The sequence below is a fragment of the Blochmannia endosymbiont of Camponotus sp. C-046 genome (assembly GCF_023585865.1).
Lineage (GTDB): Bacteria > Pseudomonadota > Gammaproteobacteria > Enterobacterales > Enterobacteriaceae > Blochmanniella.
Map to the genome: position 1 here is coordinate 560,197 of NZ_CP097752.1, position 24,997 is coordinate 585,193.

Below are 24,997 nucleotides of genomic sequence, written 5' to 3' on the forward strand. Positions count from 1 at the left end.
TTCCTTCGTACTTGATGTGCATAATATATTTTATTGTACTATGTACTATTTATGTAATACTCTTGATTTTCTTCTCTTTTTTTCATCATAGGAGATGGTTCAACGACCGCATATTTAGTTCGTATTATCATACTACGTATGATTTTTTTGTTAAAATGACAATCATCATTTAATTCTTTAACAATATCTTGAGATACTTCTATGTTTAATAACACATAATAAGCTTTATGCAACTTTTTAACTGGGTACGCTAATTGGCGACGTCCCCAATTTTCTATGCGATGAATTTTTCCTTGACCATTAGTAATAATGGTGGTGTAGTGACCAATTATATTAGATATTTCTTCTTTAAAATCAGGATGTATCATAAAAACTATTTCATAATAACGCATATATTATTTTCCCTTCATTATAATTTTTCCACTTTTATTGAAAGAATAACATTCTTAAAAAAAAATATAAATGTTTATATTTCTTGCGTATTTTATTCTTAAACGATCGTTTATATAAATTTTAAAACTTTATTTTCTTGAAGAAACTATACCCACATAATGACAAGAAGCATTATTTATATTGATTACGTTGTCTCAATGCTTCAAATAAACATATTCCTGTAGCTACTGAAACATTAAGAGATGTTGCAACCCCTAACATTGGAATAGTAATTAGTTCATCGCAATTTTTTTGGGTTAGGTAACGAATACCATCGCCCTCGGAACCCATTACAAAAGCTAATGGCCTAATTAATTTACTGTTAAAAATTAGATGTTGAGATTTTATTACAGTGCCAATAATCCAAATATTATATTTTTGAAGTAATCGTAACGTCCTAATTAAATTAGTTACTTGCATAAAAGGTACATTATCTACAGATCCACTAGCCACTTTTCTAACTGTTCCATTTAAACGCGCTGAACGATTACGTGGTGCAATAACTATATGCGCCCCGGCTGCATCTGCGGATCTTAAACATGCACCCAAATTATGTGGATCAGTCACTCCATCTAATACCACTAATAATGGTGTGGTTTTACATTTCATTAAAAAATTCGGCAAATCATTTTCTTGCATACAACAATTTGTAACTATTTTGGCAATGATACCTTGATGCAACGCACCTCGCGCTTGAATATCTAACTGTCGGCGACTACATTCTTGAATACTAATTTTACATTGTTTTATTTGATCAATTAACAATTTCAAACGCAAATCTTTAGATTTATGCATAATACACACAGACAAAATTCGCTGGGAATAATTGTCTAAAACCGATTTTACAGAATGTATACCATATACTAATTCGCTCATTTCACTTATGAAAATAATTAGTTCCACATAATATTCGAAATAAACTTTGTAAAATACATTGTATACCATGTTATTACTAATGACATGGTATACAATGTATTTAGATATATACCATTATCATGAATTTATTAATTCTAAATATAGTGATATATAATATGTTGAGATATTTTATTTATCGTAACCGTATATTTAATATAAATAAAAATAAATTTAATATTTATTGACCAAATAAATAGTCTTTTATTCAAAATAAGATATCAATTCCCTCATATTGCATTAAGAATCAAACGGATTACGCAATATTATTATTGCAGAACGGTCTAAACCAGTAGAAATAATACTTATAGGAACTCCGATAAGTTTTTCTATGCGTTTTACATATAATTGTGACTCTTTAGGAAGATGATGGAACACCGTGATGCCTACAGTGCTTGTCATCCACCCGGGTAATGTTTCATATATAGGTTCTAAAGCTTCCCATTCTTCCAAAGAAGATGGACATTTATGTATTATTTGTCCATTTTTATTGCGATATGCAATACAAATTTTTAGCTCTTTTAAGCCATCCAAAACATCCAGTTTTGTTAAACAACACGAAGAAAAAGAATTAATTTTTACGGAATACCGTACTGATACCGCATCAAACCAACCAGTACGACGACGGCGTCCAGTAGTAGAACCAAATTCATTCCCATTCATACATAACCAATTACCTATATCATTTGACAATTCCGTAGGAAAAGGACCAAATCCAACACGAGTAGAATACGCTTTTACAATACCTAAAACATAATCAATATAACTAAGCCCAACTCCTGCACCAACGCTTACACTTCCAGAGATAGTATGAGCAGAAGTAACATAAGGATATGTTCCATGATCTACATCTAATAAACTACCCTGAGCTCCTTCAAATATAACTGAATCACCTCGTTTTGCAGCATCATCTAATAACTCGGTTACATCAACAACCATATCTATCAACATGTCAGATACTGACATAACTTCATCTAAAACAATCTGATAATTAATAGGATGTGTTTTATAATAATTAACTAATTGAAAATTATAATAATCTATCACATTTTTCAATTTTTTTTTAAAACTCTTTATGTTATATAAATCGCTTATTCGTAAAGCGCGTCGCGCAACTTTATCTTCGTGTGCTGGCCCAATACCACACCCTGTCGTGCCAATGGTTTTAGAGATGCGATCATTTTCTCTAGCCAAATCCATTGCTACATGATAAGGCAGCAACATAGGGCAAGACGCAGAAACAAATATGCGTTTACATGTTGAAAGACCTGATTTTAATAAGATTTTTATTTCTTTTATTAAAGAAACTGGCGATAATACAACTCCATTAGTAATAATGGTAGTAACATGATTATGTAAAATTCCAGAAGGAATTAAATGCAAAGTTATTTTTTTACGGTCTACCACAATAGTATGACCAGCGTTATCTCCTCCTTGATAACGCACTACATATTGAGCTCGTGAAGCTAACCAATCAACTATTTTGCCTTTACCTTCATCACCCCATTGAGCTCCTATTACAACAATGCTTCTAGCCATTTCTTAAAGTCACCTATTAATTCAAATAACTATTTTATTAATAATACATTGTGGGTACATGATGCTTTCTATTCCATCAGGTCATATATAATCTATTTAATCGAACAGCATAAATAATGATTATCCAAGAATCTACAAATATCTTGAATTATATAATTAATTATTAAGCCCAGTAGTACTTTTTGGTGATTTCATAAAACGTAAAAAATCAGTTTCCGCGCTTAATACCATAAGATCATTGTTATTTTTCTTAAAACTATTTTCATACGCACGTAAAGTGCGTACTAACGCATAAAATGAAGGATCTTCATTGAAAGTAGTAGCATATAGTTTAGCAGTTTCTGCATCAGCTTCACCCCGAATAATTAACGACTGACGTTTAGCCTCAGCTAAAGTACGTGTTACTTCATAATCTGCTGTAGCACGTAATTTTTCCGCTTCTTCTCGTCCCTGTGATCTATGCCGCCTAGCAACAGCATCACGTTCTGCGCGCATACGCTGATAAATTGCATCAGATACCTCTGTCGGTAAATTTATTTGCTTAATTCGTACATCCACAATCTCAATACCCAATGCAGCCATACTGTTTGGATGAACCAAATCAGAAACACGATATTGTTCTTGTTTTGAAATATCATAATTTTTCAAATAGAAATTAGATTTTTTAATATTATTAAAATGAAACTCTGGCTCTTCTTCTCCTGAAGTACCATTATTTAACGACGCACGTACATCTGTCATTAATTTATTGCGAGAATCTGTCACAATGCCTTGAACATTTAATCTCCCTAATTCTGAACGTAAACGATCGGAAAATTTTCGTTTTATTAACACTTCCGCTTGAGAAATATCACCCCCTCCTGTTGCTAAATAATATCGACTCAAATCACTAATACGCCATTTTATATAAGAATCAATAATCAAATCCTTTTTTTCCATAGTAACAAACCGATCTGCTTGGTTATCCATGGTTTGAATACGTGAATCTAAAATTTTAATTGTCTCAATAAATGGAATTTTTATATGCAATCCAGGATTGTAGATCAATGGATTATTATTTGTATCACGTAATACTTTACCAAAACGCAATATAATACCTTTATGCCCCTCTTCTATTGTAAACAAAGAAAAAAATAATATTATTATTATACACATAACAAATGAAAAAAAATTTCGTATCATCTACGACTCTCTCCCTTTACGTGCAATATCAATACGTTGTATATTAGCCTGTCTTTGATCTAATACTTTTTCTTTAGGTATAGAACTCGTATGATGAGACAGCTGAGTACTTTTTGATATTAACTGTGAATCATTCATGTCAGTATCACTAGTGGCGCATATTTGATTTAAATTAAGCGCATCATCAGTGTTATCAATACTATCAGAATACGCGATTTTATTATTATTTTTAATTTTATCTACTTGACCTGAAGGTAGTAATAATACGTTCTGTGTATTTTTTGAATTTACAAATATTTTTCTAGTATTGCTTAACACACGTTCCATGGAATTAATATATAATCGCTCACGAGTAATTTCAGGAGCTGCTCTATACTCCGGTAAAATTTTAGAAAATCTTTGTACTTCTCCTTGTGCTTCCAAGATAGTGCGTGCTTTATATGCACGACCTTCTTCTAAAATACGTTGCGCGTGTCCATTAGCACGTGGCTGCACTTCATTGGCATAAGCTTCAGCTTCACGAATGTATTGCTGTTCATTTTCTCGAGCGGCAATAGCATCATCAAATGCTGCTTTTACCTCTTCTGGAGGACGTGCTGTTTGAAAGTTTACGTCTAATAAAGTAATACCCATGTTATAAGGACGTATTGTTTGCTCTAAAACTCTTCGCGTATCACTACGTACTACCGTGCGTCCTTCTGTTAAAATACGATCCATATTATATTTTCCAATAACTCCACGCAAAGCGCTATCAGTGGCTTGACGCAAGCTATCATCAGCATCAATAACGTTAAATAAATAGTTTTTTGGATTAGTTACACGATACTGTACATTCATCTCTACTCGAACTACATTTTCATCTGAAGTTAACATCATACCAGAGGCTGCTAGTTCACGTACTGATTCTACATTTACTGGAATTACAATATCAAAAAAAGTAGGTTTCCAATTTAGCCCTGGTTGTACTAAATGATGATATTTTCCAAATCTTAAAACTACTCCACGTTCCGCTTCTTTAATCGTATATAAACCGCTCATAATCCACACAAAAGCAACAATAATCAATATTAATATGATAAAAAAATTTTTATTTCTAGGAAATTTTTCTGAATCTTTATTGTGATTGCTAAATATATTTAATTTATCGGTTATTTTATCTAAATACTTATCTGTATCTAATATATTAAATTCAGATTTATTATTATCTTCAAGAAAAGCATGATCTACATCATTTCTAGAATGATGTATCCATGGATCATAAATATACCTATAGTTATTAAGATGATTACAAACCATATTTTTCCTCACACACTATATGAGTGATCTAACTATTTCTATTGTTTTAAAAATATTAAACAATATAATTTATCAATAATTTATTATTTTTTAACAAACGACCCCAATTTACAGCAGATAAATATATTTTTAACCTAACATAATTATCATCTTCAACCCAATATTGTTTAACAACTTGTAGTCTATACAACTTCTCGCATAAATCATTATTCATAGGTATTCTCAATTCATAAGAAATCATATTGTTTGATAGTAACTCATTAACAGCTTGTAGCACCAAAGAAATACCTAAATTATTTTGAGCTGATATCCAAACTTGACTTGGATAACCATGATTATCGCGGTCAATATGTGGCACTATTTCTTTTAATCGATCTATCTTGTTCATCACTAACAGCATTGGAATATTATGAACGTTCAAATTACTCAACATACAATGTACCGTGTTAATATTTTGTTCAAACTTTTCGTCAGAAACATCTACAACATGTAATAATAGCGTTGCTTCTACCGTTTCTTGTAAGGTTGCTTTAAAAGAAGATACTAAATCATTTGGTAAATTCTGAATAAAACCCACCGTATCTGTTAATATAATGTCATGTATTCCCTTATATACAATACGTCTACTTGTAGGATCAAGAGTAGCAAAAAGTTTTGATGACGTATATGCATGTGATGCAGTCATTACGTTAAATAAAGTAGATTTTCCAGCATTTGTATATCCTACTAAAGAAACAGTAGGTACCCCAATTCTAACACGATGTCGTCTGCCCTGTTCTCGTTGATTTTCTATTTTTTTTAAACGCAATAAAATCTGGGTCATTTCCTTACGCAATAAACGACGATCACTTTCTAATTGCATTTCTCCTGACCCTCCTCGTAAACCAATACCTCCTTTTTGACGCTCAAGATGACTCCATTCATGCACTAAACGAGAGTTCAAATGCTTCAGTTGAGCTAATCTTACTTGCAACTTACCTTCGTACGTACGTGCGCGTTGCGCAAAGATATTAAGAATGAGTTGATTTCTGTCAATTATCTTACATTTTAATAGACACATAAGATTTCGTTCTTGATGAGGAGATAAAATACAATTAAACAACACAATAGATACAGAATTATTTTGAATCATGCGTTCAAGCTCTAATACTTTTCCGATTCCAATAAAATATTTAGCATTACAAGTTTTTCCATTACTCGTAAGAATTTCCAATATCTCCATGCCTGCTGTGGATGCCAAAGACAAACATTCCTGTAAATTGAAACTTTTATTTTGTTTTTTTTTATCAAAAAAAGTAATATTAACTAAAATAGATTGATTATTCAAATAACCTAAATCATACAATAAAATCTACTCCACAAATAAATTATATATATTCAATCGTATACAATGAAAGTTATCAATATATTTATTATACTATATTTAATAATATTTGGTAATACCACATATTAATATATAATTATACTTAAAAAAAGATCACACAGCCTCTTAAATACACGATCAGAATGCAGTTTGATTGATAGCATGACTAGCATAGTATGAAACAAAACGGGAAGGAACAATAGTAGATATAGCATGCTTATAAATCATTTGATTCACTGTATTTCTTAACAAAATCACAAATTTATCAAACGACTCGATTTCTCCTTGCAATTTAATGCCGTTTACCAAATAAATAAAAACCGGAACGCGTTCCCGTCGCAACACGTTTAAAAATGGATCTTGTAATAATTGAACTTTATGCATTTTCAATATCCTTAAAATTAATTTTATATTATTTTAAACGGTCTAAATAAATCAAAAAATAATTCCAAATTTTAATTTTTTAAAATTTTTATATGTCAGATGAATTTTTGATTAATATCTTCGATATATTATCAGTTGCTTCAGATAAATTATCACTATTTAACCAACATAAATTCGGCCATCTACGTAGCCAGGTTAATTGTCGTTTCGCAAGTTGCCGAGTAGCACAAATTCCTTTGACTACCATCTGACTATAATTAATTTCACCAGATAAATATTCCCACATTTGACGATAACCTACACAAGAAATGGACGGCTTGACTTCTTTTGTATGCAAATCAGATCGATCAAACAATCTGATAACCTCATTTTCAAATCCGATCTCTAACATTCTATGAAACCGTTCTTCAATTCGTTTATATAATATATCACGACTTGATGGAACAATGGCAAATTGGTAAAATCGATATTTCAATCGTTGATTGGTCATCAATTTTAATTCTGTCCACGTTTTACCAGAAATAAAGAAGATTTCTAATGCTCGAATTATTCTCTTGTGATCATTTAAATGAATTTTTGCAGCTGAAATCGGATCAATATGTTTTAATAAATCGTGTATATTTATCCATCCTGTTCTCTGCGCTTCATATTCCAGATCATCACGAATTTTTTGATTACTTGATGGTAAAAAAAACAACCCCTCTAACAGAGTTTTAAAATACAACATCGTTCCACCAACCAAAAAGGGTGTGTATTCAGATCGTATGATGTTTTGTATTTCATTATCTGCATCATGACAAAAATCTCCTGCTGAATAGCATTCAACTGGATCACGGATATCTATCAATTTATGGGGGGCTATTTTTAATTCTTCAGCAACAGGCTTAGCTGTACCGATATTCATATCGCGATATATCAAAGCTGAATCAACACTGATGATATCTATTTTTTCTTTTCTTTTTTTTAAAGCAATAGATAAACTTGTTTTCCCAGAAGCTGTAGGACCCATTAAAAATATGACTAACGGTTTATGTTTAATAAAATTCTCCTTTGATGCATATATAGTCAAAAATGTTAATTACCTGAAATTATTTCTATAATTTATCAAAAAAATTCAATTATTTAGGGACACATACTAACTCTTATATGTATAAGTATATGCAATAAATATCAATAATTATTGCTGAAAAACAGACCAAATTTATAATAACTTATTTAATATAATAATTGTTGCTTTTTTATTTATTAATTTATAGTAAATATATATTTTTGAGCTTATGAATGATCTAATAATTTTTGCTGTGGCATTATGAAATAAGAACGTAAACCTTTATGCAAAGCATTAGCTATTTTGTCTTGATATCCACTGCTAGCCAGAAGACATTCTTCTTTTACATTACTAATAAATCCAGTCTCTACTAAAATCGATGGAATATCAGGGGATCGTAATATCCCAAAACTAGAGTACTCAGGTATATCCTTATGCAAAGGAGTAATATTTTTTAATTGATGTAACACATGTGCTGCAATATCATACCCTGCTCTTTGGGCGTAACCAAATTGTAAATCTAAAACTAAATGATTAAAATACGGATCATTATGATAACTGGTTAATATATCTCCCAACCCTCCCAATAATTCTGAATGTTTTTCACTACGTTGTAACCAATGTATCATTTCACTTTTAGCTCGACGATTAGACAAAACCCAAACAGACGCTCCTCTAACTTTAGTGTTTAAGGCAGAATCTGCATGAATAGACACCAATACATTGGCTTCTCTTTTCCGAGCCAAATTAGAGCGTTCCATGACCGATAGAAAATAGTCTCCATCGCGAATCATAACGGCTTTAAAATTAGGATCTAAATCCAATAATTTTTTTAGTTTCTTAGCTATATTAATAGTAATATTTTTTTCATATATTCCACAGCGACCTGTAGCTCCTGGGTCCTGTCCTCCATGTCCAGCATCAATAGCTACAACAACAGGAGCAAATGTATTGGTGTGATTTTGATTTTTTATAAATTGCGTATCTATTATTTTCTTTTGATTATTTATCGATTGACCTGAATTAACATAAATTTTACGATTTATAATAGGGGGTGTTTTTCGAGTACTTATATCAGGGACAGTAAATGCTGTTTTTTTTAAAATTGTTAACATAATACGATAATTTTCTTTGATTTGTTGTTGCGTTATTGTTCCTATAATTGAAGGAGAAGTGAGATCTAATACTATACGTATACTTTGGTAACTAAGAGATGTATTTGTTCGAACACGTTTAACTAAATTAATGCCATTAAAATTTATTGGAAATATATTTTTTTGAACTTTAGATGTTTTTAAAAGATCTATTACAATTCTTTCCGGGTTATGCAAAGAAAATATCATATATACGGGAACAACAGCGCTCTCTAATGTTACTGTAGCTTGATCAACATTATTGGTAACAGAGATTGAGTTAAGGGTTGATGCTATAACTGATTCAACACATAAATATTTTGAAAATATTGTCATTACGAAAATTATTTCGTATTTCAACTTCATATATCTAGTTTCCAACATGCTAACAAATCATCGCACATTTTGTGACCCACATTACTAGAAGATTCTATAATGACTTGCCTAAAATTTTTTCGATCATGATAATTTATTGTTATCGAAATATCTTCTTTTGGTAAAATTCCCATTCCTTGTTTTGGCCACTCTACTAAACATATAGTATGATCATCAAAATAATCTCTAATTCCCATACACTCCAATTCTTCCGAAGAAATTAACCTATAAAAATCAAAATGATACACACGCCAATGTGTCAACATATAAGATTCAACTAAAGTATAGGTAGGACTATTAATATGCCCAATATGTCCTAATGCATGCAAAAATCCCTTACAAAAAACAGATTTTCCTGACCCTATATAGCCATTTAAATAAATTAAACAACCTTGAACGCAAACAGAAGCTAAAGTAGCACCTAATGACAAGGTTTGTAATTCATCAGATAATACTAATACATATTTTTTCATCATTAATACAAATTTAATATCTTATACGCCACAATATTGTTATAAACAAAATAATATAAGCAATCCCTCGCATGATCACTTCTTATGCAGTCAATTTTGTAGATACATTTAGATACATTTAAATATATATAAAACTTATATAAAAATATAAAAAATATACCAACACTCATTACATTTCTCTACACTAAATAAAATTTCAAGTTAAAATTAAAAAATTATAATCTATATACATATTCAAAAATTGATTTGCATGATGTACTCTGTATATCAATATAAACATATTGATATACAGAGTACGAGTAATAAGCATCGAATCAATATATTGAAAAAGCAATTGTATATTACATACACTTATGAAAGAAAACTGAAAATATTTTATTATATTTAAACTTCTACTACTTATAGAGCTCACTACCATATTAATAAATACATATGTTTAATTTATCCGTCAGCTAAAAATAATTCAATGGTTTTATGCATAATTTAAGATTCTAAGATATATTAAAAATAATACACTTATTTCAAATGCAGTTTGGAATTAATATATAATGATTCAATCAATGATATAAAGTAAATACTAAAATGGAGCGGGAAACGAGACTTGAACTCGCGACCTCAACCTTGGCAAGGTTGCGCTCTCCCAAACTGAGCTATTCCCGCTTTTATTTGAAGTAAAAATTATAATTATTATTCAATGTATTTAGATCGTATACAAACAACAACCATACACTTAACTTATACATACCAACTAATTATTTTATTAAGTTAATAGCATTCATTCCTACTACTCTTAAATAAAACTATATTCATTATCAACTTTATTACGCACCTTTTAATCGTATAAAATGCTTACGATAATACATCAATTCTGCAACAGATTCACGAATATCATCTAATGCGCAATGGGTGTGCTGTAATTGTAATCCAGATATCAAATCTGGTCTCCATCGAATCATTAATTCTTTAATTGTACTCACATCTAAATAACGATGATTAAAATACGATTCTAATTCCGGCATATATCGAAATAAAAATAGACGATCTTGCGCTATACTATTTCCGCATATCGGTGATTTTTTAAAATTGACCCAATTTCTCAAAAACTTTATTGTCAAATTAGATGCGCTAATCTCATCCAATGTACTACATCTTACCTTCTCTATTAATCCAGTAGCGCTATGTACACGCGTGTTCCAATCATCCATTGATAACAACTGAGATTCAGATTGATGTATTACTGCAACCGGACCTTCCGATAAAATATTCAATTTACTATCAGTAACTAGAGTGGCTAGTTCCAAAATACGATCTCGATCTGGATCCAATCCAGTCATCTCCAGATCAAGCCATATCAAATTATTATCACGCATATCATTCCACTTATGCTTATATATTAAGCGTTTACTACAATAAGTGACATTACCACAGTATCGAATTTTCTATTCATATTATTCATCACACAATTCTCATAATATATTAAATATTTATCAAACTCATCAAATATTGTTTATACACAAATTCATCAAATATCAGTTTATAATTTCAAATGACAAACCTGATACTAACATACTGTATAAGCATACATCAAATATTAAAAACAATAAATCATGGTATTATTGAAATAAAATTACAGATCTGTTACTTATAAATTTCATTTTTCTACAATATTTCAGAAATAATAATATTAATTACTAATAAATCCCCTCAAACAATTTTTCACTATAAATGTTAGTAATGCTTACAAGAATTAATAATTACTTCTTATTGTAAATTCAAAAAAGTTTATGATCTATAAAAATTGCAAATCACTACATTTATAAAATATATCACTGTATATATCCTAAAAATCAAAAGACTATATATTTAGTAATCACTATTACTTCAATGAATTTTTATCGATAATAGAATTAGCTTTATTTCTTCAATGAAACTAAAACAACTTTTACATACTTTTGCGCGATTAATAATATATTATATGTTATAGTAATATTTAAGAGAATGTGTATTTCCAACGCAAACCAACAGCGAAATGTACATCTAATCGCTATCTCTCAATTAAGAATGAATAATCCAAATTAGGTACACATATTATGCCAAAAAAAATACAAATTTTACTGCAATATTTACTGCCAAAGTACTGGATTACTTACTTGGTAGGACTTGTAGCCTCATGGAAAGGTGGATGGATAACACATTACGCTATTCTTCTGTTTATTCGTATTTATAAAATAGACATGAAAGAATCTGACAAACCCAATTTAACCGATTATGCAACATTTAATGCATTTTTTACTCGAAAATTACATAAAAATGCTCGGCCTATCGATACCAATCCATCTACATTAATCATCCCAGCTGATGGAATCATCACTGAAATAGGAAAAATAAGCCAAAAAAATATTTTTCAAGTAAAAGGCTCCTCTTATCATTTGGATGGACTACTAGCAGGTCATGATAATATCATTGACTATTTCAGTGATGGAAGTTTCATTATTATTTATATACCTCCACAAAACTGCCATCGCATCTATATGCCTTGTACAGGCACACTTCGTGAAGTACTGTATATACCCGGTGATTTATTTTCAGTACATCCAAAAATTACTAAAAATATACCCAATATATTCTCTCGCAATGAAAGGGTAATCTGTTTATTCGAAACAGATTTTGGTTACATGGCTCAAATTTTAATTGGCGCTATAATAGTAGGAAGCATTGAAACTACATGGTTAGGCACAGTTACTCCGCCACGCGAAGGCGTTGTGAGACATTGGCGTTACCCACCAAATCATACAAACAATACTGATGATGCAATAATAATAAAAAAAGGACATGAAATGGGTTTATTCAAATTAGGATCTACTGTTATTAATTTGTTTGGAAATAAAAAAGTTATTTTTAATAATCTACTACGACCACATGATATTGCTCGTATTGGAATGCCGTTAGCACAAGGATATAATCAAAAAAACAATTATACATAATTCATATTATATATTTTATCAGATTCATGCAGCAATATTATGTATATGGTCATTATTCAAAAGAAAACTATATTTTTTAAATATTTCTTTTTATTGACATATATAGTAACGTGGTTATTCCCATTAATAACCTTTTCTTATAATTTTTCAAATAAACAAGAAATAAAAAAATACTTACAATATGTACAAAAAAAAGAGCATATAATAAATGCTCATCAGCAAACCATTATAAATAATCTACAATCTACATTGCGTTTTATTTTTGAACGAAATAATTCCAATATTAAAATTCAAGAATACCAAAAAATCATAAACGACTTGTCATATATCATTCTTCAATTAAATGAAGAATGCAATAATACACCCAACCTCATCGTTAATTTCGATGAAAATTTTTATGAACATGATCTCAAACAAAAATTATTTCGAATCAATAATCAATTAACAAATCTATCAAAACAACTAAAACAAGAATGTAATTCTATACATTCTATTAATAATTCATTAATATTATTACCACAACAAGAAGTCGCAACTAAAAATATATTAAATAATTTAGAACAACAAAAAATATTATATACAACAAATCTAAATATTCTAGTAAAACAAGCTAAATTTACTACGTTACAATCAGAACAAGCAGCTAAACAATTACAAACACACGAACTTGAGCTCAATAAATTAAACCTCAACAATCACAAAGAATTATCCCAATTACGTATAGAATTACTTAAAAAAAAATACAATTACATAAACCATGAAACACACACACCAAAACATCAGTTAAATTATTTATATCAAGAAGAAAAAAAACAGCCCATTAAATATACAAAAAAAATATTACCAGAAAATTGTAATACATTACCAAAATCTATCGAAAAACAATCACAAATCAATCATGATCTTTCAATTATCCTGAATCAACAAACACACCACATAAACAGCATTAAATCAAAAAATCAAGAAATTGCAGCATGTATATTACAAGCACACCAAACTGTCAAAAACTTAATTGAACAAACACAATGGTTAGATACATCTCCAGTTATTAAAGAAACACTACGCTCTCAGGTCTCTAAATTTCCAGAGATACCTAAATCTCGACAACTAGATCGTAATGTGGCGCAACTAAGAATTAAACGTCTACAATATGAAAATCAATTGAATAAAATAATACCATTATCATCTCAAATCAAACAAGATGACGGTACACCTCTAACAATACCTCAAAAACATATTCTGGAAACACAATACACCATACAATGCAACCTTATCACTTCATTGTTAAATAGTTTCGATACACAAATCTTGGAATTGACAAAATTAAAAGCTGCATATCAACAACTTCAAGCAGCACTACAAGATATACAAAAAGCTATGCATCGCTATTTATTCTGGACCGCTGATTTTTACCCAATTCCTATATCTTATCCTTTAAACATTTATCAAGATTTGCGCAAACTGTTAACTTCAGATGAATTTAATGAGCAAATAATATCTTCGTTAAATAGAATCTTCACTGCTCGAAAACCATTAATAATACTGATAATATTGTGTATGCCAATATCAATTGGATTGTATTTCGCCGTACATCATCATTATCAAACATTTTTAGAACAATCTAGCAAAAAAATAGGAAAAGTAAATCAAGATCATTTCTTGCTCACTTTTTATAATATATGGTACTCAATGTTAATTGCTTTACCAGTTCCGACATTATGGGCAGTCATAGGATATAGTTTTAGTCATAATTGGTTATATCCTATTTCTGTTGCAATTCAGGATGGAATTAATGCTACAACTTTCATATTATGGATATCTATAGTAAGTGTTTATTTCGCATCTTCAAAGGGATTATTTATTGCTCATTTTGGTTGGTCTAAAAAAAGAGTTCAACACGTATTTTCACATCATTATACCTGGGCTGTTGGAACAATTGTTTTTTTAATAATGATGATAACTATATTTAATAATTATAACAACAGAGAATTTTCCAGTACTTTAGGTCGTTTATGTTTTATTTTATTATGCGTTTATTTAACTTTTATTACTAATAAATTAAAACGCTCTGGATTGCCTTTATATTTAAACAAATATGATTCTTCTGACAATATCATAAATCATTGTTTATGGAATATAATAATATGCGCACCATTAATAGCAGCAGTTTCTTGCATATTAGGTTATTTATTTGTTGCTCAGGAATTATTAGGACGATTAGAAGAATCATTATTCATTTGGATTATATCATTAATCATATACCATGTCATTCGTAGATGGACGTTGATCCAACAACGTCATATTGCTTACGAACGCGCCAAACAAAAACGAACTTTACAATTAACTCTAAGAACACATAATGAATCTAATTTTTCTCAACTACTACAAATTAACAAATTAACATCTAAAGATGAAAAAAATAGAAAAATTTTAGATTTAGACACTATCAGCACGCAATCATTACAACTAATACGATCTATTATTACTATAATTGCTCTATTATTGATGACTGTATTGTGGTCTGAATTGCGTTCTGCATTTTCTTTTTTAGAAAATATTACATTATGGGACGTCACATCTACTATAAAAGGAGTAGACAATATTCAACCTATAACATTAAATTCATTTCTTATTGCTGTTTTAGTAATTGTTATCACTACAAAAACAGTGAAAAATTTACCAGCATTTTTAGAGCTTATTGTGTTACAACATTTAGATCTCACTCCAGGCACAGGATATACTATTACCACATTAACTAAATATATATTGATGTTTCTTGGTGGAATAATAGGATGTTCTTTAATAGGCATAGAATGGACTAAGATACAATGGTTAATAGCAGCATTAGGTGTTGGATTAGGCTTTGGATTACAAGAAATATTTGCTAATCTTATCTCTGGTTTAATGATACTTGTTGAAAAACCAATTCGTATCGGCGACACTGTAACTATTAACAAACTTACTGGTAATATTACTCGAATTAACACTCGTGCAACTATTATTACTGATTGGAATCATAAAGAAATCATTATTCCAAATAAAGAATTTATCACAAAACAATTTATTAATTGGTCTTTATCGGACACTTTAACACGAGTAGTATTACGTATACCTGCTCCCTTACAAACAGATATGAAAGAAATAGTTAAATTTTTATTACAAATAGCAAAAAATTCTTCTTTTTCCTTAAATACCCCACCTCCAGAAGTATATTTAGTAGATTTACAACAAGGATTACCTATGTTCGAAATACGAATACATATATCAGATATAAAACTAAGAATGCCTTTATGTCATCAAATGCATATGTTGATTATAGAATATTATCAAAATAATGGAATAAAATTACCATATACACCAATTTATCTGCATCATGATCAATTATTTAATAATTTTTATTCAAATTATTCGAATAAAAATTATTAAATAACAACATAAATATTTATTACATTTTATTTTGATCGAGATATATATGTACCTAAACGAGTATTAATTTTAATCAATTCCCCTAATTGAATAAAAAAAGGGACTTTAATTACAGCACCAGTACTGACAGTAGCTAGTTTAACTCCAGAAGAGCCAGTGCTACTCTTTTTTAACGGAGTAACCTTTATAATTTTTAATTCTATACAATCAGGCGGAGTGACAAGAATTGGTACTTTATTCCATAAAGTTACTATATAATTTAATTGATTTGTAATCCATTTTCTGTTCTCTCCTATTATTGCTTCAGAAACTGCAATTTCTTCAAAATTCCTTTCATTCATGAAATACCAAAATTCATTATCGTGATAAACATAAATTAGTCTGATTTCTATAACATTAGCTGATTCTAAAAAATCTCCAGACTTAAAAGTCTTTTCTAATATTTTACCAGAAATTATTTGTCTAAATCTTACACGGCTAAAAGCTTGTCCTTTTCCAGGTTTTGTAAATTCGTGGCTAATAATAACACATGGTACTCCATTTTGAATAACCTTGAGTCCAGTTCTAAATTCATTAATATTATAAAATACCATAAAAATATTTTAAATAATAAAATTTACAAAAATCTATTCATTATTTTCTAATATAATCCTGAAAAAAACAACCCTAATCTAAATATAGATTAGGGTTGTATTTTTCAGGATTATATTAGAAAATAATGAATCCCAATTACATCATGCCACCCATGTTACCACCAGCTCCTGCATTACCTAAATCCGGCTTATCTTCTTTAGGTAATTCAGTAACCATGCATTCAGTAGTAATCATTAAACCCGCAATAGATGCTGCATATTGTAGGGCAGAACGAGTCACTTTAGTAGGATCTAGAATTCCTAATTCAATCATATTGCCATACTTTTCAGTAGCGGCATTATAACCAGTATTGCCCTCTCCCGATCTGACATTATTAGCAATTACTGACGGCTCTTCTCCAGCATTTGCCATAATTTGACGCAAAGGAGCTTCCATTGCACGGCGAGCTACCTTAATACCAACATTTTGATCTTCATTGTCACCGCACACATTCCTAATAGCATTAGCTACACGAATTAAAGCAACACCACCACCTGCAACTACACCTTCTTCAACAGCGGCGCGAGTTGCATGCAATGCATCCTCTACACGTGCTTTCTTTTCTTTCATTTCTACTTCAGTAGCTGCTCCAACTTTAATTACTGCAACTCCTCCGGCTAATTTAGCAACACGTTCTTGCAGTTTCTCACGATCATAATCAGAAGTAGCTTCGTCACGCTGTTGATTAATTTGTGCCACACGACTATTTATAGCAGATTTATTACCTACTCCGTCAATAATAGTAGTAGCATCTTTAGTAATAACTACTCGTTTAGCTTGCCCCATATCTTCTAATGTCGCTTTTTCCAATTCTAATCCAATTTCCTCAGAAATCACAGTTCCTGCAGTCAACACAGCTATATCTTGCAACATAGCTTTACGTCTATCACCAAAACCTGGCGCCTTTACAGCAGTTACTTTGACTATACCACGCATGTTATTCACAACCAAAGTGGCTAAAGCCTCACCTTCTACATCCTCAGCGATGATAAGTAACGGTTTCCCTGCTTTTGCAACAGATTCTAATATAGGTAACATTTCCCTAATGTTAGAGATCTTCTTATCTGCTAATAAAATGAAAGGATGCTCTAGTTCCACTGTTCCGCTTTCAGGTTTATTAACAAAATAAGGGGAAAGATAACCGCGGTCAAATTGCATACCTTCAACTACATCTAGTTCATCCTGTAAACCAGACCCTTCTTCTACAGTAATAACTCCTTCTTTCCCCACCTTATCCATTGCCTGCGCAATAAGTTTACCAACAGTTTCATCAGAATTTGCAGAAATAGTACCCACTTGAGCAATAGCCTTAGGATCTGAACAAGGGACGGATAGCTTTTTCAATTCTTCTACTGCTGCAACTACTGCCTTATCTATGCCACGTTTTAAATCCATGGGGTTCATTCCAGCAGCGACAGCTTTTAGTCCTTCATTAACTATAGATTGAGCTAACACAGTAGCAGTAGTGGTTCCATCACCCGCAGAATCATTTGCTTTAGAAGCAACCTCCTTCACCATTTGAGCGCCCATATTTTCAAATTTATCTTCTAATTCAATTTCTCGTGCCACAGATACCCCATCTTTAGTTATAACTGGAGCCCCAAAAGATTTATCTAACACCACATTCCTACCTTTAGGACCGAGAGTAACTTTTACTGCGTCAGCCAACACATTCACTCCGCGCAGCATCTTGACACGCGCATCATTACCAAACTTCACATCTTTAGCTGCCATTTCATTTTCCTTAAAAATTTTCAAGTTCAATTAATAAGTTAGTCGCGAATTATTTCTCAACGATAGCAAGGATATCACTTTCTGACATAATTAATACTTCTTCATTATCAATTTTCTCCACTTTTACACCATACCCATCATTGAAAATAATGGTATCACCAACACGCACATCTAAAGCTTTTACTCCCCCATTTTCCAAAACGCGGCCATGACCAACAGCCAACACTTCTCCACGCGTAGATTTTCCTGCTGCAGATCCAGTCAGCACAATACCTCCCGCAGACTTTGATTCAACCTCTTTACGTTTAACAATTACACGATCATGCAATGGACGAATTTTCATTTAATGCTCCCTAATTATATTATCTAACTATTTGCATCGTACAGCAATAAATTCTGATATTAGAAATCAGATGCAAATTTTTTAGTATTCACCACTTCAAGACAATACCTAAAATGGGGACGTTCAAGACCGCTTCAAGGGGGTAAGAAAAAATTTTTTACATATACGCGTGTTCACACCTTCATAAGTACATTTTCTTATAATCAATAAAAATTATTTTTTATTTACTTAGTACTTCACACACAACTATTATTAAGTATAATAATCAAAGATAGTACGAACATACTGCCCATTTAAAATGGGCACACAATTAAAATAAACGATGAAACCATCGTTTTTGTTTTGAAAGAACATTTTTCCGTAGCAATGTAATTAACGATATTTACCCTAATTGATCATTTACAGAAAAAAATGATAATAATTTTATGTACCATACCTAACGATATGTCCATCGTTTCAAATTTAACGAAAACTTTATTACATCATAAACTAGCAGCATGTATAACTGTACTACACGAAGTGCGCTCGTTTTATTATTGGGACAATGTCTTAAAAGATCAGTCTGAATTACAATTATTAATTAAAACACACAGTTCCTTACAAGAAGAAACATTAAATACAATCAAGCAATTACATCCCTATAAAGTTCCAGAATTGTTAGTGCTTCCTATCATAGATGGTGATCCAAATTATTTGTCATGGATGCGATCTATATTACACAAACACTAATACTCTATAAATAGAAAACACAACACGATTAGGAATAACACGCGCAAATAATATAATTTATACTTAATTATTCCGTCATAAGATCACAATTTTATTATTACAGTTAATTGCCATCATTATATTTAAAATGATAAACAAAAAACGCTGTCTCCACTAAAATTTATCTAACTGTTCCTATGCAAATAAACAACGTATAACTGTCGCTTCACACACAGTGTCCATCTAAACTATTTTTTGAAGTAGAAACATAGTTTCTAGATAAAATGTAATTATCAACAAACAAAATATATTGACGAATTCAAAAGAATAAAGATAATACAATATAGTTAAGTTGTCTGCGCATACATATATAACAATGTACACAAAACTATAATAAGCCCGGATAGCTCAGTCGGTAGAGCAGAGGACTGAAGATCCTCGTGTCCTTGGTTCAATTCCAAGTCCGGGCACACCTTAAAACACCGTCCAATTGATTTGAAACCTCGATTAATTAATAATACTTTTTCATAATTAAATAAGATTTGTCTACAGTTATTTTCAATCCCAGGCCATCAGTTATTGTTTATTACAATACACCTCTATAGTGAAAAGATAAATAAAGACTTAATGATTATGAAGCGCTAATAAAACACCGTCATTTATGTAAACAAACACAAATTAAAATCAATAAAAACCATAAAAGATTCCAATAAAGACTATTAACTGTATGATGAATCTCAAAATAGATGACACATTTAGTGTAGCTATCTAAACATACAAAAATACAAATTTTAAATTACTCAATAATCTTAGACGCATAACACTACAGTAAACAATATAGATTTATGTGTTAACCTAGTTATTAAAGCTATTAGGAAACTTAAATTAAATTAATGATATTTTAATATAATAGTTTTATATGAATTAATTAAAATTATTCAAAATATGCATACTTAATGAATATAACAATATATTTGTATGGCTACATCTTTTGACTAAAGATTACTAAAATTATTTCTACTTCATAAGTACGTAATAAAAAAATTAATAATTATATTTAGATAGTAACAGTATATAAAAAATTAAATTTTCAGTTATACTCAATAACAATTAAGTAAAAAATTCTAGATTAATCTCTGAATCCATTAAGGAAAACTAATATTTATTTAATACCCAATAATTACAGTAATCATTGCAAAAAAAATACTATTTTTGTAAATAAAATTTTTTCCGTAAAGCTTAAATTATATCATCATCATTATTTTTTTAATGCCGCTAATTATTTAAAATCCAATAACGATCATATTCAATCGCAATCATTGAAAGTATAATGACCTGTAGTTATTAAACCAATAACCAAATACCTCACTAGTTTATTTATTACATTTCGTATGTTATGTAACTATATGAATGATTTCGATTTCAATACACACTTACTTATAATCACTTTCATTGCTTACAGAGACGAACATGGGAAGGATATTAAATCTATTAGTACATACAGGACTAGTAAATAAACATGATATGACGACTACCTAAGTAAATGTATGCATGATGCACATGATATGTTATATCATTTAAACACCCGATGATGTTAAAAAATATTTTTTTTTAAGACTCAAACCTATTCACCTGATATATTTAAATATCTTTAGATATAAATCCTATTTATGATGATTCTTATAAAAATAAAAATTTACATACACGTAATACATAAATACTAGACATCGCCATATATATCCATTAAGATCGGTAAAATATAACATTATCATTATGTTATATTTTAATCTAAAAAATCATATGAATATATTAAAATAATATAAGGAATATAAATTTATATTTAACATAATTAAATAGATTTAATTTTTATCATTAGTCCATACAACATAATAATCATGAAAAAACTTGAAACTGCATTAATTACTTCTGGCAGGGATAAAAAATACACATACGGCGCAATTAATCCTATTATCCAACGGACATCTTCAGTAGTATTCGATTCTATTCAACAAAAACAACAAGCCACAAAAAATCACAACACGACGGATAAATTATTCTACGGTCGATATGGAACTATTACTCATTTTTCCTTACGCCAATCAATGGCTGAATTAGAAAACGGAGTTGGTTGTGTACTGTATCCATGTGGTACAGCAGCAATTACTCATACAATCCTTTCTTTTGTTCAACCAGGAGACCATATATTAATGACAGGCTCTGCATATGAACCAACTCAAAAATTCTGTCGATATGTTTTAAAAAGAATGAATATAGACACCACCTGGTTTAATCCGTTAATTGGAAATGATATTGCCAATTTAATTCAGCACAACACTTGTTTAGTTGTATTAGAATCACCAGGATCAATAACGATGGAGGTACAAAATGTTCCTAGCATCGTTAAAACAGTGCGTAAAAAAAAATCAGATATTGTCATATTATTAGATAATACTTGGTCGGCAGGAGTTTTTTTTAAAGCATTAGATATAGGCGTAGATATCTCCCTACAATCAGGCACTAAATATATCATAGGCCATTCTGATGGAATGATAGGAACTGCAGTGTCCAATGCACGCTGTTGGGATCAATTGCAAAAACAATCGTATTTAATGGGACAAATGGTTGATGCTGACACCGCTTACATGGCATCACGTGGATTACGTACTTTATATGTTAGACTAAAACAACATGAAGAAAATGGGCTGCACATTGCCCATTGGTTAGCTCAACATCCAGCAATAGAACGAGTAAATCACCCCGCCTTAGCTACATGCAAGGGACATAAATATTTTATAAGAGATTTTAGTGGATCTAGCGGATTATTTTCGTTTATTCTAAAAAAACGTTTAAACAATTCGCAATTGTCTCATTTTATTAATCATTTTAAATACTTTAAAATTGCATACTCTTGGGGTGGATTTGAATCTTTGATTTTAGTGAATCAAGTAGAGGAACTACGCCCAATACGTCCCTCGGGTACATTAGATTTTACAGGAACATTAGTTAGAATTCATGTGGGATTAGAACATCCTAACGATTTGATTCGTGACTTATCAGGTGCTCTTTACCGTATAAATGCATCATGATATAAATAACATTAACATGCAAAGATATTTTTATTTTTAATTTCATCATCACAACAAATTTGTTATTGTAATTTATTTTTATACATTAGCTACAACAGTTATCCCAACAAATAGTGTTTGTTGCATCGTATACCGTGATTTTATAATTTAAACTAGCGAGCAATAACAATCGCCCATTCCCAAAAAAACAATTAAATTGCAAATTATTTTGTGCAATGTGTTTTTAATACTCGAGATATCTGTGTTTCGTGTTCAATTACTTCTTTGTTTAATGAATCAATTTTCATCTTCATAACTTCATAACAATACTTACTCATATCGCGCACCTTATTAGGTTCATATTTTTGAGTTTCTATAGGAGGCATAATCTCAATAATTACTAAACCGTTGGACCAACGATTTAATTTTATTTTTTTATTAGAAATATTAGAAACACAAATAGGCACGATTGGTATTTGAGCTGAAATTGCAGCATGAAACGCACCAATTTTAAACGGCAACAAACCCCTTCCAGCACTGCGTGTGCCTTCTGGAAATACCCAAATAGAAATATCGTTCTTTTTCATGGATTTAGCTTTTTGTATTAAAACGTTATGAGACCTAGTATTTTGACTACGATTAATCAATATATTTCCACATAACCAATACAGTTGTCCAAATAATGGAATCCACAGTAAATTTTTTTTACCTACTATTATTGTACGTGGCTGCACAACACAAGATACTGTGATCATATCATAATTATTTTGATGGTTAGCGATATATATACAATGTTTTGGTAATTTATTACGTAACAAATTGCGTATTTTAACTTGAATACCAAAAATAGGGGCCATACTTCCAAACAATCGACTAAAAAAAGCAGTGTGATATGATTGACGAGGACTTAATAAACAATAAATAATACCAAACATACAAATGCTAATTGACAATATCAAGATCAAAATAATACGTATAATGGCAAGCATATGTTCTCCTTGAACAAATTCTCTATGAACCTTTTTTAAAAAATTATATAGCCACGTATTTTATCTAATTAAGCCACATCATTTATTATAGTTAATGTTCTTAACACAATTATTCAATTATAATCATTTCAGTCAAAAACACTACCTTGGTTAGATGATATAAATTCTATTTATACAAAATATTGCAATAAATATGCTCATTAAAATACATCAAAAATACATAATCAAACACATTATTATTGATGATAATTGATAATTATAATTCTCTACGCAATATATTTTTTAAATATTATTAAAAAATTTATCATTTAATAAACAATGATTGTCATTAAGTCATATGAATACGATAAGTGATCAAATCTGAAATAGTTAAAACTGGCATTCTATGTCTTCGTGCAAACGTGATTATTTCTAATATACGCGCCATGCTTCCATCTTTATTTGTTACCTCGCACAACACTCCAAAAGGTCCTAATCCAGCTAATGAAGTTAAATCAATAGCTGCTTCTGTATGGCCGCAACGAACTAATACTCCACCATCTTGAGCTCGTAATGGAAAAACATGACCGGGACGATTTAAATCAGAAGGTTTTGCGTTATCTTCTATAGAAACTCTAATAGTAGTTAGTCGATCTGCGGCCGACACCCCAGTCGTTATACCTTTTGCTGCTTCTATAGTAACAGTAAAAGCGGTTCTATGACGATTGCTATTATTTTCTACCATCATTGTTAAATTTAATTGTTTACATCGATCTTCTGTTAAGGATAAACAAACTATTCCACTGCCATAACGAATGGCCAATGCCATTTGTTCAATTGTCATATTTTCTGCAGCAAATATCATATCACCCTCATTCTCTCGGTCTTCATCATCCATCACTAAAATACCCTGGCCATTGCGTAATGCTTTTAATGCATTTTGGACACGTTCTATAGGTGATCCAAATTCAGACAAACAATTCCTCCGATACATAATAA

Annotated in this window: 20 protein-coding genes and 2 tRNA genes; 5 read left to right on the forward strand and 17 right to left on the reverse strand. The window is 30.3% G+C overall.

Annotated features, from left to right (window positions below; all coding sequences use genetic code 11):
• Nucleotides 1-38: 38 nt before the first annotated feature.
• The 12 genes from rpsF to orn form a co-directional block, all read right to left on the reverse strand.
• Complete coding sequence (rpsF, locus tag M9409_RS02360; RefSeq protein ID WP_250226773.1) at nucleotides 39-392, reverse strand: 30S ribosomal protein S6; 354 nt, start codon at nucleotides 390-392, stop codon at nucleotides 39-41.
• Between the two features lie 172 nt (nucleotides 393-564).
• Nucleotides 565-1,308, reverse strand: a complete 744-nt coding sequence (gene rlmB, locus M9409_RS02365) for a 23S rRNA (guanosine(2251)-2'-O)-methyltransferase RlmB (protein ID WP_250226774.1) — start codon at nucleotides 1,306-1,308, stop codon at nucleotides 565-567.
• 276 nt (nucleotides 1,309-1,584) lie between these two features.
• Complete coding sequence (locus M9409_RS02370) at nucleotides 1,585-2,883, reverse strand: adenylosuccinate synthase (protein ID WP_250226775.1); 1,299 nt, start codon at nucleotides 2,881-2,883, stop codon at nucleotides 1,585-1,587.
• Between the two features lie 156 nt (nucleotides 2,884-3,039).
• Nucleotides 3,040-4,065, reverse strand: coding sequence for a protease modulator HflC (hflC, locus tag M9409_RS02375; RefSeq protein ID WP_250226776.1), 1,026 nt, complete (start codon nucleotides 4,063-4,065; stop codon nucleotides 3,040-3,042).
• Nucleotides 4,066-5,361 carry an FtsH protease activity modulator HflK gene (gene hflK / locus M9409_RS02380; protein ID WP_250226777.1) on the reverse strand — a complete coding sequence of 432 codons (1,296 nt, stop codon included), beginning with the start codon at nucleotides 5,359-5,361 and terminating at the stop codon, nucleotides 4,066-4,068.
• 55 nt (nucleotides 5,362-5,416) lie between these two features.
• Entirely contained in the window at nucleotides 5,417-6,706 is a 1,290-nt protein-coding gene (gene hflX / locus M9409_RS02385) for a ribosome rescue GTPase HflX (protein WP_250226778.1), read from the reverse strand.
• 156 nt (nucleotides 6,707-6,862) lie between these two features.
• Nucleotides 6,863-7,108 carry an RNA chaperone Hfq gene (gene hfq / locus M9409_RS02390; RefSeq protein ID WP_250226779.1) on the reverse strand — a complete coding sequence of 82 codons (246 nt, stop codon included), beginning with the start codon at nucleotides 7,106-7,108 and terminating at the stop codon, nucleotides 6,863-6,865.
• 88 nt (nucleotides 7,109-7,196) lie between these two features.
• Nucleotides 7,197-8,117 (reverse strand): tRNA (adenosine(37)-N6)-dimethylallyltransferase MiaA, encoded by a 921-nt coding sequence (gene miaA, locus M9409_RS02395; protein ID WP_250227205.1) that lies wholly within the window; start codon nucleotides 8,115-8,117, stop codon nucleotides 7,197-7,199.
• A 266-nt stretch (nucleotides 8,118-8,383) separates the two neighbouring features.
• Nucleotides 8,384-9,655, reverse strand: coding sequence for an N-acetylmuramoyl-L-alanine amidase (locus M9409_RS02400; RefSeq protein WP_250226780.1), 1,272 nt, complete (start codon nucleotides 9,653-9,655; stop codon nucleotides 8,384-8,386).
• Nucleotides 9,652-10,137 carry a tRNA (adenosine(37)-N6)-threonylcarbamoyltransferase complex ATPase subunit type 1 TsaE gene (gene tsaE, locus M9409_RS02405; protein ID WP_250227206.1) on the reverse strand — a complete coding sequence of 162 codons (486 nt, stop codon included), beginning with the start codon at nucleotides 10,135-10,137 and terminating at the stop codon, nucleotides 9,652-9,654. Before tsaE ends, M9409_RS02400 begins: the two co-directional genes overlap by 4 nt.
• Before the next feature lie 583 nt (nucleotides 10,138-10,720).
• A tRNA-Gly gene (locus tag M9409_RS02410) sits at nucleotides 10,721-10,797 on the reverse strand.
• 161 nt (nucleotides 10,798-10,958) lie between these two features.
• Complete coding sequence (gene orn / locus M9409_RS02415) at nucleotides 10,959-11,507, reverse strand: oligoribonuclease (RefSeq protein WP_250226781.1); 549 nt, start codon at nucleotides 11,505-11,507, stop codon at nucleotides 10,959-10,961.
• Nucleotides 11,508-12,227: 720 nt separating this feature from the next.
• On the opposite strand from orn, the gene asd reads away from it, so the two are divergent.
• On the forward strand, nucleotides 12,228-13,121 hold the full coding sequence (gene asd, locus M9409_RS02420; RefSeq protein WP_250226782.1) for an archaetidylserine decarboxylase: 894 nt from the start codon (nucleotides 12,228-12,230) through the stop codon (nucleotides 13,119-13,121).
• A gap of 45 nt (nucleotides 13,122-13,166) precedes the next feature.
• Entirely contained in the window at nucleotides 13,167-16,547 is a 3,381-nt protein-coding gene (gene mscM, locus M9409_RS02425) for a miniconductance mechanosensitive channel MscM (RefSeq protein ID WP_474198195.1), read from the forward strand.
• Nucleotides 16,548-16,573: 26 nt separating this feature from the next.
• On the opposite strand, the gene efp is transcribed toward mscM, so the two are convergent.
• The 3 genes from efp to M9409_RS02440 all read right to left on the reverse strand — a co-directional run bounded on the left by efp (nucleotide 16,574) and on the right by M9409_RS02440 (nucleotide 19,257).
• On the reverse strand, nucleotides 16,574-17,140 hold the full coding sequence (gene efp / locus M9409_RS02430; protein WP_250226784.1) for an elongation factor P: 567 nt from the start codon (nucleotides 17,138-17,140) through the stop codon (nucleotides 16,574-16,576).
• Between the two features lie 136 nt (nucleotides 17,141-17,276).
• On the reverse strand, nucleotides 17,277-18,914 hold the full coding sequence (groL, locus tag M9409_RS02435; protein WP_250226785.1) for a chaperonin GroEL: 1,638 nt from the start codon (nucleotides 18,912-18,914) through the stop codon (nucleotides 17,277-17,279).
• Nucleotides 18,915-18,963: 49 nt separating this feature from the next.
• On the reverse strand, nucleotides 18,964-19,257 hold the full coding sequence (locus M9409_RS02440; RefSeq protein WP_250226786.1) for a co-chaperone GroES: 294 nt from the start codon (nucleotides 19,255-19,257) through the stop codon (nucleotides 18,964-18,966).
• Between the two features lie 444 nt (nucleotides 19,258-19,701).
• Between M9409_RS02440 and cutA the strand changes: the two genes are divergently transcribed.
• The 3 genes from cutA to metC all read left to right on the forward strand — a co-directional run bounded on the left by cutA (nucleotide 19,702) and on the right by metC (nucleotide 23,051).
• On the forward strand, nucleotides 19,702-19,986 hold the full coding sequence (gene cutA / locus M9409_RS02445) for a divalent-cation tolerance protein CutA (protein WP_250226787.1): 285 nt from the start codon (nucleotides 19,702-19,704) through the stop codon (nucleotides 19,984-19,986).
• A 376-nt stretch (nucleotides 19,987-20,362) separates the two neighbouring features.
• Nucleotides 20,363-20,435, forward strand: a tRNA-Phe gene (locus tag M9409_RS02450).
• 1,425 nt (nucleotides 20,436-21,860) lie between these two features.
• Nucleotides 21,861-23,051 carry a cystathionine beta-lyase gene (gene metC, locus M9409_RS02455; RefSeq protein WP_250226788.1) on the forward strand — a complete coding sequence of 397 codons (1,191 nt, stop codon included), beginning with the start codon at nucleotides 21,861-21,863 and terminating at the stop codon, nucleotides 23,049-23,051.
• 203 nt (nucleotides 23,052-23,254) lie between these two features.
• On the opposite strand, the gene M9409_RS02460 is transcribed toward metC, so the two are convergent.
• Together M9409_RS02460 and ribB are read right to left on the reverse strand one after the other, a co-directional pair.
• Nucleotides 23,255-24,019: a 1-acylglycerol-3-phosphate O-acyltransferase gene (locus M9409_RS02460; protein ID WP_250226789.1), complete on the reverse strand. Its 765-nt coding sequence runs from the start codon at nucleotides 24,017-24,019 to the stop codon at nucleotides 23,255-23,257.
• Nucleotides 24,020-24,347: 328 nt separating this feature from the next.
• Nucleotides 24,348-24,992, reverse strand: a complete 645-nt coding sequence (ribB, locus tag M9409_RS02465; RefSeq protein WP_250226790.1) for a 3,4-dihydroxy-2-butanone-4-phosphate synthase — start codon at nucleotides 24,990-24,992, stop codon at nucleotides 24,348-24,350.
• Between the last annotated feature and the right edge of the window lie 5 nt (nucleotides 24,993-24,997).

Coding starts and splice junctions, on each gene's coding strand:
- rpsF (WP_250226773.1), bottom strand. CDS start 392: ATGCGTTATTATGAAATAGTTTTTATGATACATCCTGATTTTAAAGAA.
- rlmB (WP_250226774.1), bottom strand. CDS start 1,308: ATGAGCGAATTAGTATATGGTATACATTCTGTAAAATCGGTTTTAGAC.
- M9409_RS02370 (WP_250226775.1), bottom strand. CDS start 2,883: ATGGCTAGAAGCATTGTTGTAATAGGAGCTCAATGGGGTGATGAAGGT.
- hflC (WP_250226776.1), bottom strand. CDS start 4,065: ATGATACGAAATTTTTTTTCATTTGTTATGTGTATAATAATAATATTA.
- hflK (WP_250226777.1), bottom strand. CDS start 5,361: ATGGTTTGTAATCATCTTAATAACTATAGGTATATTTATGATCCATGG.
- hfq (WP_250226779.1), bottom strand. CDS start 7,108: ATGCATAAAGTTCAATTATTACAAGATCCATTTTTAAACGTGTTGCGA.
- miaA (WP_250227205.1), bottom strand. CDS start 8,117: ATGGGTCCTACAGCTTCTGGGAAAACAAGTTTATCTATTGCTTTAAAA.
- M9409_RS02400 (WP_250226780.1), bottom strand. CDS start 9,655: ATGAAGTTGAAATACGAAATAATTTTCGTAATGACAATATTTTCAAAA.
- tsaE (WP_250227206.1), bottom strand. CDS start 10,137: ATGAAAAAATATGTATTAGTATTATCTGATGAATTACAAACCTTGTCA.
- orn (WP_250226781.1), bottom strand. CDS start 11,507: ATGCGTGATAATAATTTGATATGGCTTGATCTGGAGATGACTGGATTG.
- asd (WP_250226782.1), top strand. CDS start 12,228: ATGCCAAAAAAAATACAAATTTTACTGCAATATTTACTGCCAAAGTAC.
- mscM (WP_474198195.1), top strand. CDS start 13,167: ATGGTCATTATTCAAAAGAAAACTATATTTTTTAAATATTTCTTTTTA.
- efp (WP_250226784.1), bottom strand. CDS start 17,140: ATGGTATTTTATAATATTAATGAATTTAGAACTGGACTCAAGGTTATT.
- groL (WP_250226785.1), bottom strand. CDS start 18,914: ATGGCAGCTAAAGATGTGAAGTTTGGTAATGATGCGCGTGTCAAGATG.
- M9409_RS02440 (WP_250226786.1), bottom strand. CDS start 19,257: ATGAAAATTCGTCCATTGCATGATCGTGTAATTGTTAAACGTAAAGAG.
- cutA (WP_250226787.1), top strand. CDS start 19,702: ATGTCCATCGTTTCAAATTTAACGAAAACTTTATTACATCATAAACTA.
- metC (WP_250226788.1), top strand. CDS start 21,861: ATGAAAAAACTTGAAACTGCATTAATTACTTCTGGCAGGGATAAAAAA.
- M9409_RS02460 (WP_250226789.1), bottom strand. CDS start 24,019: ATGCTTGCCATTATACGTATTATTTTGATCTTGATATTGTCAATTAGC.
- ribB (WP_250226790.1), bottom strand. CDS start 24,992: ATGTATCGGAGGAATTGTTTGTCTGAATTTGGATCACCTATAGAACGT.